Source organism: Streptomyces sp. NPDC001549, assembly GCF_042894025.1.
Taxonomy (GTDB): domain Bacteria; phylum Actinomycetota; class Actinomycetes; order Streptomycetales; family Streptomycetaceae; genus Streptomyces; species Streptomyces kutzneri.
Window position 1 is genome coordinate 20,787 of sequence record NZ_JBIAVJ010000046.1, and the last position, 14,671, is coordinate 35,457.

At 66.7% G+C, this 14,671-nt stretch carries 12 protein-coding genes and 1 pseudogene; 3 read left to right on the forward strand and 10 right to left on the reverse strand.

Annotated elements, in window-relative coordinates; genetic code table 11:
• Window positions 1-482: 482 nt before the first annotated feature.
• Window positions 483-1,028, reverse strand: coding sequence for a flavoprotein (locus tag ACFY04_RS41140; protein ID WP_389125806.1), 546 nt, complete (start codon window positions 1,026-1,028; stop codon window positions 483-485).
• Between the two features lie 118 nt (window positions 1,029-1,146).
• Here ACFY04_RS41140 and ACFY04_RS41145 point away from each other — a divergent pair, with 118 nt between their 5' ends.
• Complete coding sequence (locus tag ACFY04_RS41145; RefSeq protein ID WP_389125809.1) at window positions 1,147-2,397, forward strand: helix-turn-helix domain-containing protein; 1,251 nt, start codon at window positions 1,147-1,149, stop codon at window positions 2,395-2,397.
• 291 nt (window positions 2,398-2,688) lie between these two features.
• Here the strand turns inward: ACFY04_RS41145 and ACFY04_RS41150 are convergent, their stop codons facing one another.
• From ACFY04_RS41150 to ACFY04_RS41170, 5 genes are all read right to left on the reverse strand, one after another.
• Window positions 2,689-3,057: a hypothetical protein gene (locus ACFY04_RS41150; RefSeq protein WP_257559891.1), complete on the reverse strand. Its 369-nt coding sequence runs from the start codon at window positions 3,055-3,057 to the stop codon at window positions 2,689-2,691.
• Window positions 3,058-3,142: 85 nt separating this feature from the next.
• Entirely contained in the window at window positions 3,143-4,729 is a 1,587-nt protein-coding gene (locus tag ACFY04_RS41155; RefSeq protein ID WP_257559832.1) for a hypothetical protein, read from the reverse strand.
• Entirely contained in the window at window positions 4,726-5,061 is a 336-nt protein-coding gene (locus ACFY04_RS41160) for a helix-turn-helix transcriptional regulator (protein ID WP_331761948.1), read from the reverse strand. Before ACFY04_RS41160 ends, ACFY04_RS41155 begins: the two co-directional genes overlap by 4 nt.
• Entirely contained in the window at window positions 5,058-6,182 is a 1,125-nt protein-coding gene (locus ACFY04_RS41165) for a tyrosine-type recombinase/integrase (protein ID WP_374771749.1), read from the reverse strand. Before ACFY04_RS41165 ends, ACFY04_RS41160 begins: the two co-directional genes overlap by 4 nt.
• Before the next feature lie 337 nt (window positions 6,183-6,519).
• The gene (locus tag ACFY04_RS41170) at window positions 6,520-6,651 is read right to left on the reverse strand and encodes a hypothetical protein (RefSeq protein ID WP_389125814.1); all 132 of its coding nucleotides are present in this window, start codon (window positions 6,649-6,651) and stop codon (window positions 6,520-6,522) included.
• A gap of 370 nt (window positions 6,652-7,021) precedes the next feature.
• Between ACFY04_RS41170 and ACFY04_RS41175 the strand changes: the two genes are divergently transcribed.
• Together ACFY04_RS41175 and ACFY04_RS41180 are read left to right on the forward strand one after the other, a co-directional pair.
• Entirely contained in the window at window positions 7,022-7,561 is a 540-nt protein-coding gene (locus ACFY04_RS41175; RefSeq protein WP_389125817.1) for a winged helix-turn-helix domain-containing protein, read from the forward strand.
• On the forward strand, window positions 7,558-8,106 hold the full coding sequence (locus ACFY04_RS41180; protein ID WP_389125829.1) for a transposase: 549 nt from the start codon (window positions 7,558-7,560) through the stop codon (window positions 8,104-8,106). Before ACFY04_RS41175 ends, ACFY04_RS41180 begins: the two co-directional genes overlap by 4 nt.
• Before the next feature lie 134 nt (window positions 8,107-8,240).
• On the opposite strand, the gene ACFY04_RS41185 is transcribed toward ACFY04_RS41180, so the two are convergent.
• The 4 genes and pseudogenes from ACFY04_RS41185 to ACFY04_RS41200 form a co-directional block, all read right to left on the reverse strand.
• Complete coding sequence (locus ACFY04_RS41185) at window positions 8,241-12,149, reverse strand: trypsin-like peptidase domain-containing protein (protein WP_389125819.1); 3,909 nt, start codon at window positions 12,147-12,149, stop codon at window positions 8,241-8,243.
• A 6-nt stretch (window positions 12,150-12,155) separates the two neighbouring features.
• Complete coding sequence (locus ACFY04_RS41190; protein WP_389125821.1) at window positions 12,156-12,473, reverse strand: trypco2 family protein; 318 nt, start codon at window positions 12,471-12,473, stop codon at window positions 12,156-12,158.
• 194 nt (window positions 12,474-12,667) lie between these two features.
• Window positions 12,668-13,448: pseudogene (locus ACFY04_RS41195) on the reverse strand (IS5 family transposase); the annotation flags it as partial.
• Between the two features lie 93 nt (window positions 13,449-13,541).
• The gene (locus ACFY04_RS41200; RefSeq protein ID WP_389125824.1) at window positions 13,542-14,438 is read right to left on the reverse strand and encodes a WD40 repeat domain-containing protein; all 897 of its coding nucleotides are present in this window, start codon (window positions 14,436-14,438) and stop codon (window positions 13,542-13,544) included.
• Window positions 14,439-14,671: the final 233 nt, after the last annotated feature.

Here is a 14,671-nt window from a genome sequence, read left to right on the forward strand (position 1 = left end):
TGACGCATCAGTATCGCCGATGACAGGCACGCTCCGCCCGGACTCACCAAGATCGCGCCACCTCCGGTTCGGAACAGCCTCAGGCCCCGCCCACTGCCAGAATGCGGGCCGAGGCGTCAGTGAAGACGCCCTGCTCATCCGCCAGGCGGGCCGGCGCAATCGCGTCCGCCAGCAGCGCTCCCAGCGCCTCCTGGCCCGCGCAACGCCCTGCCGCGACTACCTATGCCACCCAGGGCCCTCGATCCCGTGCACGCGCACGTCGCTCAGACCCACCTCGATCGTCTCCTCCGAGAGCTCGTAGGCCGTGTGGAAGTGCGCCACCGCCTGCCGCGCCCGGCGATGGAACTCCGGCGAGACGCACTGCTGTGCTCAGACGCGCTGTCCAGGCGACCCGGACAGCAGGCGTCCCCGGGGCCGCCACACGATGGATGGCTCCTCGCTGAGCTGCACGGATACTGTCCGGACAGAGGTCCGCGCGTCGGCTATGCCGTGAACAGGACGTCCGCAACAGCCTCCAGAGCGGCGTGCCACGGGTAGGTCGCCGGGTTGCCCTGACCGGGCTCGTTCGGTACGAACCCGCCCTCTCCGTAGACCACGCGCACTCCGGCGCTCCGCAGCGTCTCGATCGACTGCTCCCACTGGGGGTGTGCAACGTAGGCGCGGTTCACACAGGGCATCATCGCGATCGGGATCCCCTTGCCGATGCCTTCGGCCACGACGCCGACGAGCCACTTGTCCGTGAGCCCGAGGGCCCACGCATTCACGGTGTTGAACGTGGCTGGGGCGACCACAATCGCGTCCGGCTTCGGCCAGATGTCCGGCTGCCCCGGTGCCCGGTAGTCCCAGCGCACCGGGTGTCCGGTGAGCGCTGCCAGGCCGTCCAGGGAGTCACTAAGCCAGCGCGCTGCCGTCGGGGTGAGCCCGAGGCACACGTCCCAGCCGGCGGCCTGCGCCTCCTCGATAACCCGGGCGACGTCGAAGGCCGGCGGGGCCGCGCTGCTGAACAGGTACAGGGTCCGAGTGCTCATGGCCCTATCCGATCACAGGGCATCGCGCCCGACCCAAGGGAGTCGGGAGCGAAGCCATCTCACGCGGCACTGGGCGCGAGTAGCGTTCCAGATGACGAGACAGGGAACGGAGACCAGCATGCCGCGATTGGACGACGACCACCCCGGAAACCGCATCAGGGAGCAGCGGAAGCTGGCGAGGCTGACGCAACGCGAACTCGCCGCGCGGATCCCGTACTCGTACAGCTGGCTCACCCAAGTCGAGTGCGGCGCGAGACCGGCCTCCGTCGACTTCACGGCGGCCGTAGCCCGAGCGTTAAGGATCGACGTCACTGTGCTGACAGGCCAGCCCTACGTGACCCAGCTGCAGGAGGACCGGCTGGCGGAACTCATCCGCCCGATCCGGGAATCCCTCGACCTGTACGACCTCGGTGACGACCCCGACGTCATCACCCGCCCCGCCAGCGACCTCATCACCGCCACCGAGGAGCTTTGCGCGCACGTCCGAGCCACCCACCTGCACGCTGCCGCCGCAGCACTTCCAGACGTCATCGCGGAACTGACCGCCCTGTGTTGGAGAGCCCCAACGACGGAGCTGTGGCAGGCCCTCGGGTCCGCCTACCGCACTGCCCACGACGTCACCGTGAAACTCGGGTATTTCGACCTCGCGAGCGTGGCCCTTGATCGGCTCGGCTGGGCCTCGGAACGAGCGTCCAACCCATGCCTCGCCGCCGTGCGGCAGTACTTCCGCGGTCTGGTGTACTTCCGTGAAGGGGAGTACACCATCGGGCTGCGCCTCATCCGCTCCGGCCACGGCTTCCTGGACCCGGCGGACGAGTCCCGCGAGTCGCTCACCGTCGCCGGGCAACTCCACCTGGGGGGATCCGTGCTCGCCGCGCTAGCGGACGACCGGAGCACAGCCGCCAGTCACATCGCGCAAGCCCGCGATTACGTCGGCCGTGTCGGGGACGCCTCCACCGTGCACTGGCTCAACTTCTCGCCGGCGAACGTGGACCTGCACGAGATGAGCGTCGCCATGGAAATGCGGCAGTACGAAGAGGCTATGCGGCAGGCGAAGGCGATCAAGTTGCCAGCCTCGATGGCGACCAGCCGACGCGCGCACTTCTTCATCGACCGTGCGCGCGTCGAGATGGAGCTCGGCAAGGCGGACGCCTCGTTGAAGTCGCTGTGGGCCGCGCGGAGGGCGGCGCCAGAGCAGATCCGATACCACCCCGGCGCCCGAGAAACTGTTCGCGGACTCGTCCACCTCTCCCGCCGAGCACCGGAATCCCTCGGCAACATGGCGGCCTGGGTCGGCATCGGCCTCGGTACTGGTGGGCTCTCGTATTCAACTGTCGCCAGTTCTCCGTGGAACCCAGCCTGCCGGTGACCGTGTGTGATCTCCAGGGGCGTATCGGCTCCAGGTTCCGCCGGTCTCGTTGAGCAGGCGGGTGGTGGTCTTGTTGTGGTAGCCGAGAGCGTCCGCGACGACGGGAGCGGGCATCTCAAGGAGTTGTTGTCGGATGGCGGCGCCGCGGGCGGCGGCCACAGGGACGCCGATCTCGTTGAGGAGTGCGGACAGGTGGTCGGGACGGAAGGGCTGCCCCGCCCGGCGTCCGGGGAACAGCCGGCCGACCGCCTGCTCCGCGAACTCCACGACCGCGGCGTCGGGGCGGACGGGTCAGGAGACGCGCTTGAGCGTCCAGGCGTTGTTGTTGAAGCTGGGGACCGAGGAGGAGACACAGCTGCCGCTGTAGTACGAGGCGGTCTGAACCCAGCCGAAGGGCTGGTAGGTGGAATTGCAGGCCTGGACCACGGTGCCGACGGGCAGCCCGGTGAGCTGCTTTATCTGCTTGATGTTCGGGCTGAAGCTCTGCGTGCCGCAGCTGCTGCTGTACCCCCAGCTGACGTCGACGAAGCCGCTCGGGGTGAGGACGCTCGAACAGGAGGTGGTCACGTCGCCGGGGGCGGCGTGCGCGGGCGCGGCGGTCAGGGCGAACAGCGCCGCGGTGCCGGTGAGGGCCATGCACAGGGTGCGAAAGCGAGTCATGGGTGATGGCTCCTTGAGATCGTGGACGGCCGGTGGGCCGCGAAGCCAGTACTACGGGTCGCCGACCGGTTTCAGATAGACGTTTTCAGGCCCAATGATCAACATGTAATCCGCCGGGGACGGGTGGCGGCGGATCACCCGTGTGCCCGGCATGGGTTGTGGGCGTTCGGCCCGGTTCGTGATCTCCTGGTGCGTATCGGCTCCATGTCCCGCCGGTCTCGTTGCGGAGCCGGCTGGTGGTCTTGTCGTGGTAGCCGAGAGCGTCCGCGACGACGGGTGCAGGAAGTTCGAGGAGTTGCTGCCGGATCGCGGCGCCGCGGGCTGCCGCGGTCGGGACCCCGACTTCGTTCAAGAGCGCGGACAGGTGGTCGGGGCGGGTCGGCTGCCCCGCCCGGCGGCCCGGGAAAAGCCAGCGGGACGCGGGGTTGGTAGCGGTGTTCATGTTGTCGCGGTTCGCGATGTGCTCCAGCAGCAGGGCGGCGACCGGATCAGGGACGGGCGAGGCCGGCTCACCGAGCCGCAGCAGCACGGTGTCGCCGTCGCGGATGACGTCGTCAACGCCGAGCCGGACGATGCGGCTCGCGGGCTGCGCGTAGAGGAGCACGATGACTCCGGCGACACGGAGTCGCATCGGTATCTCGGTATCGGTCAGCAGCCGGCCAAGGGTATCGAGGCGCTCGTCTTCGCTCAGTGCGGCCCGGCGGGAGACCTTCATCTTGGGGATGGACAGGGAGCGTCGGCAGCGTCGGCTCTGCATGGCCCAGTTGAGGAAGGCTCTCAGGCAGGTGCGGGCGTGTTCGGTGTTCTCGGCGAACCAGGCGTCGACGTCGATCTGGCCGCATGACGCGAGGGTGCTGTTTCGCTCGCCGAGCCATTGCAGGAACGCGGTCGCGTGCTTGACCTGTTCGGCGGCGAACCGGCGGATGCTGGGTGTGATGTGGCTCCTCTCGGCGCGGGTCCGCAGCCGGGGAAGGATGTGCCAGGTCGCGAAGAGCCGGATCGTCTTGGCGTGCTCGGGGTCGGCGATGCCGGTCAGGTGGCCGGGAAGCCAGCGCTGGAAGGAGCAGAGGTACTTGTCGACCGAGGGCAGGGCTCCGCACGTCATCAGGAGTTCTTCCAGGTGAGCGGCGGCCCGCCAGGGCTGGAGCTCGTGGAAGGCGTCGTGGGTCAGTGGGATCTCGCCGAGGCCGAGCCGCCGCAGTAGCTGCGAGGCGCTGCCCGGCTGGTCGCGGCGCATCTCCAGCCAGGCCAGGCCGCTTCTGGGCTTGTCCATTGCCACCAGCAGGTCGAACAGCGGGACCAGTGTGGGTCGGATGCGGCTGTCTCCGTCGTCCAGGAGTGCGGTGAGGCGGTCGGTGAGGGTGCAGCGTTCACACAGCCGTCCGCCCAGGAGCTTGCCCTCGAAGCCGCAGCGTGAGCAGTCGAAGGTCTGCGAGAAGCCGGCGCAGGTGGTGCAGATCGCGGCCCCGTCACCGGGGCGGAGTCCGGGGAGGGCACGGTCCTGGCCGCATCCCGGGCAGGTGCCCCGTGTCCGGACGGCGCGGTCGGAACAGGTCCGGCAGACGTATCCGTCCGGCCACGTGCCAGCCTTGTGTCTGCGGCGGCCGCAGCGGCAGCACTCGGCCATGTACCAGCGTTCGTACTGTTCGTCGGTGGCGTAGGGGCGGGTCATGCGTCGGGCAGGATCCGGGCGGCGCGGGGCCGCAGCTTCGCCACGTTCGCGAGCGGGGTGGGCAGGTCGCCGGTGGCGGTCTTGCGGACGCCGGCGTTCTCTGCGGTGGTGGCCACCAGGTCGGCCGGGGTACAGGACAGGATGTCGCAAAGCGCGGCCATGACCTGCAACGACAGGCGTTCCGGAGTGCCGGAGACCAAGCGGTGGACCTGGGAGGCGGACAGGTCGATGCCGCGTTCGTGCAGCAGCGGCACCAGTTCGGTGGCTGTGAAGATCCGGTGCTGGGCCATGACCTCGCGCAGCCGCCAGGTGTAGCCGACCTTGCGTTTCATGCCTGCCTCCCGGGCTGGGTCTGGAGGGCGGCAGCGATGGTGGAGTCCAGATGCCGCCGCAGGGTGCGGGTGCGGAAGTCCGAGGACACGCAGGTGTAGAGCGAGGTGGTGCTGGCGTGCTCGTGGCCGACCTGCTCCTGGACGAAGCGCGGGTCCCAGCCGTCCTCGATCAAGTGGGTGACGTAGGACCTGCGGAAGGAGTGGAAGTCGAGTCCGTCGTCCAGGCCGAGGGCCTTGCGGTAGGCGATGAAGCGGGAGTTGAGCCGCTGGCAGCCGATCCGCAGGCCCCGTTCGGAGGGCCAGGCCGCCGGGTTGTTGTCGGTGCCGAACAGCGGGCGGACCTCGGTGAACCACTCGTCCAGGACGTCCGGGGTCCAGTCGAAGACGGTCAGCACGCCGCGGCGCTTGGGCGGGGAGCCCTTCTTGGCCTTGCCGAACCGGACCTGGCAGCGACCGTACTGGCCGAACTCGCCGCCGTGCGGGTTGCGGCCGAAGTCGGCGGCGTCGAGCATCCGCGTCTCGTTGCGCCGTGTCCCGTAGGCGTAGGCGGTCTTGAACAGCGTGGCGTCGCGGAAGGCGGGCAGCCAGCCCTTGCGGCCGAAGGCCCGGATACGGGCGACCTCGTCGTCGCAGTGCGCGAAGAAGGCGTGCAGCTCGGCCTTGGTGAACGCGCGCTTCTTCGCGTCTGCCTCGTTGTCCTGGACGTGCACCGCGGTGTTCCACTCGTGCACCACCTGGACCGGGTGCGTGCCGAACCGTTCCTCGCAGGTCGCTGTCCACTCGTAGAGCGGATCGGTGATGAAGTGGCAGAAGGCCCGCACGGCCTCGGAGTACGAGCGGATCGTGGAGCGCTTCAGGTCCCGCAGTGAGCGCAGGTCGCCGAGCCATTCATCGATCATCGCCGGCGTCCAGAGCCAGGGGTAGGCGATCACGTAGGCCGCGAACGCCTTGACCGTGTTCTCCCGGCCCTCGACGGTCGTCCGGGCCAGATTCCGTGCGAGCTGTTGGTTGGCGAAGCCGGTCAGCATCGCCGCGAAGACCTGTTCTTCCGGCCGCAGCAACGCGACTCCGTCAACCAGGTGCAGCCCGGCCGCACCCGGTATCGAACCGTTGAACCTCACTGCTTCACCACCTCGCATCTGATGCGAGAAAACCGCATCCTATGCGAGTGCTCGGCGGACCCCCAGGCCAGCCCCCTGCATGGGTCGCAGCGGAGCCCTCATCCCGGGTATCGTCCCCGCCAGGGTCTCGCTCAAGTCCGCAGCTCAACACCGCGATTGCCTTTCCTCACGGGCCGATTCGCTGACTATCGCGAGTTCGCATCCGATGCAATTGGCGGCGCTCGGATCAATGGAACCGTGGTTATCGCTGAGAACGATCATGGTCGCCGGGCGCGCCCAGCTGACCACCGTCGACCGCGAGGAAAAGGCCAACCGGTGATGCCCATCGAAGCACCGGCTAAAGGGCGGCGCGCCGCTGCTCGGCGCCGAGCAGCCCGGTCTGCCCGGGCCTTTCGACACCTGGACCGAGGACGAGCAGCAGCACGACGACCCTGTGCCCGAGCAGGACGACGGTCTGCGGTACTGACACCCCACGCCGGGCACCCCGGCGCGCTCGAAGATGGCGATCGACCAGCTCATCGTGGCCCGGCGTGAGGTGCAGGGGGCTGCGCGCCCGGCCGCAGCTGGACTGACGAGGGCGATGTGGAGCAGGCGTCTCTGTTCGGGGCCACGATCGTTGTCCGAGGGGAGGTGCCGACACCTGGCCGGCCCCTTCGCCACTGCCGGAGTGATCACACTCGCGGGCAGGACCCGGCTTTTGCCGCACCGTGCCGTCTACCAGAGGAGGACCGCCGCATGGCGACCATCCAAGACCGCGTGACGAAGCTCATCGCTACTGACCATGAAGTCGTCTTGTCGTAGGGGCTGACGGTTGGTGATCGTCGCGGTATGCCGGAGGTATGAGGTATCCGCAGGGTCGGGGTCTGACCGCGGAGAGGCAAGCATTCCGTGAGCGGGTCCGGATGGAAGCGGTCGGGATGTTCGCCGTCGGGCGGGGCAGTACGGAGATCGCGAAGGAGTTACGGGTCAATGTCCGGTCGGTCCAGCGGTGGCGTCGGGCCTGGCGGGAGGCCGGTCAGGACGCGGTTCGTTCCCGCGGCCCGGCGTCCCGTCCGAAGCTGAGCGATGGGCTGTTCGCCGTGCTCGAGGAGGAGTTGGCCAAGGGCCCGGTCGCTCACGGCTGGCCGGATCAAAGATGGACGCTTGCCAGGATCAAGACGCTGATCGGCCGGCGGTTCCACAAAAGCATGACGTTGTCGGGCATCTCCCAGATGCTGCGGCGGCACGGCTGGAGCCACCAGGTTCCAGCCCGTCGTGCCGTCGAGCGGGACGACGCAGCCGTGGCCGGCTGGGTGAAGGAGGTGTGGCCGCACCTGGAACCACCGCGGCGGCGCTCGGGGCCTGGCTCGTCTTCGAGGACGAAGCCGGATTCTCGATGACGCCGCCGACCTCGCGCACTTGGGGCAGGTGCGGATCCACCCCAGTCATCCGGGTTCGAGGCCGTTCCCAACGCCGCTTCTCCATCGCCGCCCTGTGCTGCTACAAGGCCGGCGAACGCTCCCGCCTGATCTACCGGCCCAAACGGCATACCGACCACAAGAGCGGCGGCCGCAAGAGCTTCGCCTGGACCGAGTACCGCGACCTCCTCATCGCAGCCCACCAGCAGCTGGACGGGCCGATCGTCCTCATCTGGGACAACTTGAACGTCCACAAAGACCGCCGCATGCGTGCCTTCATCGACGCGCACGACTGGATTACGGCCTATCACCTGCCGCCCTACGCACCCGACCTCAACCCGGTGGAAAGCATCTGGTCGGTCCTCCGCCGCACCAGCCAGGCCAACACCGCCTTCACCGACCCCGACCACCTCATCCGCCGACTACGACACGGCCTCCGCCAGATCCAGTACCGCAGCGACATCATCGACGGATGCCTCACCGCGACCGGTCTCACGCTGACGACACCACGCCTACAACCTCAGTAACCGCCGGAACTTTCCGGCAGGCTGTGCGCATGGTCGGCCAGCACGGCATCTTTCATCTCCTGGTCACACGAAGATCGAAGGCGGCATGGCCTCGACCCACCAGCAGCAAGGACGGTCCCACCCGCAGTTACCGTTCAGGAGCGAGACAGCTCAAAGACACTCAGATCGCTGCCCGTTGCCACAGCCACGCGTCCGTCCTCGGCGACGGATATGGCCCTGACAGCCCCGGTGTGACGGGCCAGGTACCGGCCTGGTTCGTCGGGGTCGTTGAGGTCCCACAGCCGCAGGACACTATCGTCCCCTCCAGTGATCACCAGTCCCTCGGGGAGGACTGCGATAGCGAGCAGCTCCCCACCGTGCTGGCCCAGTTCCTGGGACGGATTGCCGGGGCGCTCCAGGTCCCATAGGCGAAGCGCTCCGTCGCTGCCGCCGGAGATCACTCGCCTGTCGGCGGTGGCAGCGACCGCCCGTACTCGCGAGCCGTGTCGGCCCAGCTCCCGGCTGGCTGCATCAGGGTGGTCGAGGTCCCACAGCCGCAGGTCTCCGTCTCGTCCTGCTGAGACGACGTGTACATCTGTGGTGGCTGCGAGTGCGAGCACACCATCGTGCCGGCCCAGCTCCCCGCTGGCTGCATCAGGGTGGTCGAGGTCCCACAGCCGCAGGACTCCGTCTCGTCCTGCTGAGACGACGTGTACATCTGTGGTGGCTGCGAGTGCGAGCACACCATCGTGCCGGCCCAGCTCCCGGCTGGCTGCATCAGGGTGGTCGAGGTCCCACAGCCGCAGGACTCCGTCGGCTCCGCTGGAGACCACATGTCGCCCGTCGGGTGTGACCACAAGCGCCCGTACGCGCCCGTTATGACGGCCCAAGTCCTGGCCTCGAGTATCGGCTTGCGCTGGGTCCCACAGCCGCACGTACCCGTCTCCGGTGCCAGCGACTACCCGCCCACCAGGTGTGAGCGCCAGCGCATAGACCTGGCCGGTGTGGCGGGACTCCTGACCGGGGCCGTGGGAACTGGCTGGGTCCCACAACTGGACCGCACCGTCTCCGGTGCCAGCGACCACGCGCCCGTCAGCCGTTGCCGCCAATGCCCATACCGCGTGGGCGCCCAGCTCCCTGCCCGTATCGTCGGGGTCGGCCGGATCCCACAGCATCACCGCCCCGTCGGCACCTGCGGAGACCACCCGGCCGTCGCGCGTGGCCGCCACCGCCCACACCATCCTTTCGTGGCGGCCCAGTTCCCGGCCCACGTCGTTCGGGTCGGCCGGATCCCATAGCATCACCGCCCTGTCGTCGCCGCCGGAGACCACTCGCCCCTCGCGCGTGGCCGCCACTGCCCGTACCCGCAAGCCGTGTCGGCCCAGTTCCCGGGCGTCGGAATCGGGCCGGTCCCACATCCGCACGGCACCGTCCTCTCCGCCCGCTACGACCCCTCCGGTCGCGGTAGTCGTGAGTGCCCACACGCGTCCCGCCTGCCGGGTAAGTTCTCGGCCTGGGCGCAACCTTCCGGCATCCCACAGCCAGACCTTCCCGTTGTCTCCGCCGGAGATCACCTGACCGGCATGGACTGCGACCGCCCGCACCTTGCTGCCGTGCCGGCCCAGCTCACGGAGCCCTGTTCCAGGGTTACCAAGGTCCCACACCGACACTGCCCCGCTCCCTTCCCCCGACACCAGCCACCCGCCCCCGAAGTCAACCAACGCCCGGACTTCAGTCCCAGCGCGCCCAAATACCTGGCCAGGGGCGTCCAGCCGGTTCAGATCACACACCCGCAACACACCGTCTCTCCCCGCAGAGACGACTCTCCCATCGGCAGTGACGGTCACTGCCGACACCCCGGTGTTGTGACGGTCTATGATCCGGCTTAGATGCGGGCCGATGCGCTCACTGGTCCATAGGGGCACAAGCTGCGGGCCTGGGACCTGCCGGAGCTGGTCGGCGGCAGCAGATGCCACCTCACCCAGTCCGGCACGCAGCGCTTCCCACGCAAGGTGCGTGGCCGTAGCCCCAGTGCGATTCGCCAAGCGCGGGTCACGCAGATGGTGCAGCTGCAAAAGAAGCAATCTGGATACGAACTCCACCGACCTGTCATTCGGTCTGATTCGTCTGGCATCGCGCAACGTCGCCAGCACATTGTCCACCCCGATACGGGAGACGGCACAGTCAAGCCACAGAACATCTGTCACCAATGCCGCCAGCCGCTGCGATTCAGTTTGTCCACTACGAACCGATGCGACCTTGTCTGCCGCCCCGGCCAATGCCTTCGGGTAGTCATTGAGCAGGTAAAGCGGCGTACCCGCTCCATCCCCATTTGCATCTGACCACCTCTGATCGCGCCATCTGTCAGCCCAGGTGTACAGGCGATCTCGATGACGCTGATCCCGCCCAACATCGTGATCTTCTTGGCAGGACTCCAGAAGCGTCTGATGGGCGAACTCGTATCGAACGCCACCGTTTGTTGCGCCCCATTTCTTGAGGCTCCGGGCAGCTCGCGCATTAACGAATGCGCTGAGTTCAGCACGGTCACGGCCCAGCGCCTGAGCTAGGTCGGAGATGGACAAGGGCCCCGTCGCAGCGGTAAGTAGTCCGAGAACGTCATGGGCGAGGCCGGAATAATCCATGCCGGGGGTCAGCAGATGCCTGATCTCTGCCTCGGCCAGGATCTTCGCCTCAGCGGCGTGAGGGCTTTCTCTCAGGTCCACGGCATGGCGAGCGGCATCGTGGAGAGGATGACGCGGGTCCACGTCGGTGGGTACGTCCGGATGTAGTCGGCTACTCACCAAAACGTGGGCAATGGACTCCAGCTTTGCTGGGAGAAGAGATGCCACGCTGTATCCGTCAGGGCGCAGATCCTCATCCAAACCATCTACCACCAGGAGCAGGCGACGCCCGTACGTCTGCGCTCTCCTCTCAGCTTCACTCCACAAAGAAAGGAATACACTGCGATTCTGGTCTCCTGGCACATCCTGGTTCGTGTACCAGGCCAACTGCCGGATCACCGCGTCGAGGAACATGTTTTGCGATGCTTCTGAGTGCCGCGCGATGAGAAAGTATGCGACGACGTCGACGTCGGCTGTCAGCGACGGGCTATGGACCGCGCTGGCCAGCAAGGAGGTCTTACCTGCCCAAGGGCCCGCACGCAACCACAGATACCCGCCCGCGGACGTATCCTCGCCGAACACATCGCCGTGTCCGGCCGCAAATTCGAAAATCTTTGAAAGCTCACCTTCGCGGTCCTTCAGTTCCGGAGTGTAGTCGTGAATTTGCCGAAGAGTGGCCCGATAAGACGGTTCGGGGCGTTCCGGCAGGCTCCGCAGGTTGTTCGGATCACTCACGCCAAGGCCGCCCCACCAACTTTGTCGGTGTCCGTCAGGAACTGAGCCCAACTCAAATAGGAGATCCAGCGGGGTCACCGTGATATCCCACGGTCCACGTCGCGGTACATGCGTGGTAACTACGCCTACCAGTACGATTTCACCGCGAACATTGGCGAACACTGGCGCCCCTGACATCCCCTTCCATTTTTCCGATGCCTCCAGCGGGTTCCGACCAGGAGGAAGTTGATTACCGATATGAATTTGCTCGGGAGGATAAACCTGAAGGGACAACAGTTTGCTTTTCAGGTTGCTCAGTGGCGGAATATAGCCCTTCAGCCATTTCGTATCTCGCCTTGTCCACCCTTCTGAACGCTCGACATTTTGGAGACTCGGATACCCCACAGTCCAGCAATCACTCATAAGCGTGTCAGCAGTGGCGTCTCGCTTGAGTCGAGCAACAGCAATCCCGGGAATCTTCTCAGGCGCACCTAGCACCGTCAGCAATGCCACATCGAAGCCTTCTGTGTCGCCCACCAGGACTGGTTCGAAAGAGGCTACCTGGGATTCCCGTCCGGGTCTGCGCACATTTATTTCTTCTGCCCCCGTTATAACGTGCGCAGAGGTGAGTATCTTTGAGCCGTCGAGAAGCAGACCCGAGCCGTATCGAAAATTCCCCTGACCGAGATCGACTTGGAGATCGACGAAACGACTTCCGTCCAGAAACACGAGAACTCACTCCATATGCTCACGCGTTGACGCAGCGACCGGAACTGGCCTTCCTTCCTTGTCAACCGGAGGTCCCAAGGCCAAGGTCACGGTCTGCACTGTCTCCCCCCGATAACCGGCGGCAGCGCTCAACTCCGCACCAAAGAAGGGAACTTTGAACCCCGCTTTACCGTCGGCTGATTTCGTAACCCCGATTTTCAGTTCTACGGTAACTGACGTGATCAGGAATTGAGTATCACTCTCCACTGCCTGTGCATGTGCAGTCGCGATTTCCGAGCGTAGGAGCATAATGGCGTCCGCAAGGCCGATCCCATCCGGCTCCATAACTGACCTCCTGAAGACGGTTCCATCTCCAGCTCACCACGAGACAAGCCATCTCGCTATCTCAAACGGGTGTGGCTTCTTCTCAGGGAAAGCCTGAGATGGGCCTTTGCCGGATTCGGCGCTCGGGCCACGGGCAGCGTCCGGGCGTTCCTAAGAGCTCGTAACACGATCATGACTCGGGCTTGTTGAGGTCGCCAGCAGATGAGGCTGCAGGCGAGGGAGACGAACGCGTCGTGGAGTTCGGTGCGGCGTTCCCAGCGGACGGCGAGTCGTTTGAACTGGTGGAGCAGGGCGAAGGTCTGTTCCACCACGTAGCGGAGCTTGCCCATGCCCTTGATGTTCGGGGCTCCCCTGCGAGAGATGACCGGCAGGATCCGGCGTTTACGCAGCTCCTCGCGGTTGGGGTTGGAGTCGTAGCCCTTGTCTCCGAGCAGGGCCTCGGGACGCCTGTGGGGCCGGCCGGGTCGGCCTGCCACGGGTGGGATGCCGTCGACCAGGGCGAGGGTCTGGTGACGTCGTTGACGTTCGCCGCGGTCGTGATGACCTTGAGCGGGGTACCGCGTCCATCGCAGATCAGATGGTGTTTGCCGCCTGTCTTCCGCCGGTCGACCGGCGACGGACCGGTGTCGGCGCCCCCTTTTTCGCCCGGATGTGGGATCCGTCCACGCATGCCTTGGACCAGTCGAGGCGGCCGGCCGCGTTCAGCTCGGCCAGCAGGATGCGGTGCAGCTGGTCGAAGACCCCGGCCTGCTGCCACCGCTCCAGGCGCCGCCAGCAGGTCTGTCCGGAGCCGAACCCCAGCTCAGGGGGCAGGAGTTGCCACGCGATGTCGTTGCAGAGCACATACAAGATGCCCTGCAGGCACAGCCGGTCAGCTACCAGCCGAGGCCCTGGTGACCTCGTCGGCCAGGGCGGCAGCAGCGGCTCGATCAATGCCCACAAGTCGTCATCCACGATCCACGGCCGAGTACTCACACCACCACGAACGGCCGAATCATCACACCGGTCACGGCTGACCAGGGCATCTCATCAAGATCCTGTTACGAGCTCATAGAGTGAGTATGGAGATCAGGTGAGGAGAGCGAAGAGGTACACGCCCTGCGCTCCTCCTGCTGCCAGCTCATGATCTACTTTCCCCCAAGCACACGAGGCCAGCACCCCCTCGGCTCGTACGACAGCCACGGTACGTTGTTCTGCAACAGCCCAGACCCGTACCGATCCGTCCCCGCCGGCACTGGCGAGCCACATGCCGTCCGGCGCGATCGCCACCGACTGCACCGAGTGGGTGTGGCCGGTGAGGGTGGCGGTGCAGGTTTCCGTGGCCCGATCCCAGATCCGCACCGTGTCGTCGCTGCCAGCGGTGGCGAGCCACGTGCCGTCCGGCGCGATCGCCACCGCCTCCACCCGGGCGGTGTGGCCGGTGAGGGTGGCGGTACACGTCCCAGAGCCCCGGTCCCAGATCCGCACCAATGCGTCGTCGCCGGCACTGGCGAGCCACGTGCCGTCCGGCGCGATCACCACCGACTCCACCCAGCCGGTGTGGCCACCGAGGGCGGCGGTACACGTCCCAGAGCCCCGGTCCCAGATCCGCACCAGTTTGTCGTCGCCGGCACTGGCGAGCCACGTGCCGTCCGGCGCGATCACCACCGAATTCACCAGGCCGGTGTGACCGGTGAGGGTGCGTTCCAGAGAGGGCGTGGGGGTGTCGGGCGGTAGCCATTGATTGGCGAGGCAGGGACGGTGGGCCGGGTCTTGCTGGCGTGCGGTGATCTGAGGGTGCCAGTGCGGGTGTGCGTCGAGGCGGCTGTGCAGGACGCCGGTGAGGGCGTGCGGTGGGTCGGTGGGGGTGAGTAGGTGGGCGGCCTGGGCAAGGCTGCGTGCCAGGAGGCGCGTGTGGTGGGTGTTGATGCGGGCTAAGTCGTTCCACGGGGCACCGGGCCCGCGTTGTGTGAGGCGTCTTTCCACCCAGCGCAGGTCACCCGCTACGGCCTCAGCGGACGTGGTGCGGCCGGCTGCGATGAGGTGGTCCATAAGGTGGTCGAGGAGATAGCCCTCCTGCAGCTGCCACCAGGCGCGTTCGGGAGCGGGTGCGGTGGCGGCTAGCTTGATCTTTAACCTGTGCGGCGGGGTCGTGGGGTCGTCGGCTTCGCCTTCCTGGACGCTGCAGTGCCCGTTGTGCGGGGTGTGTGGACGTCATG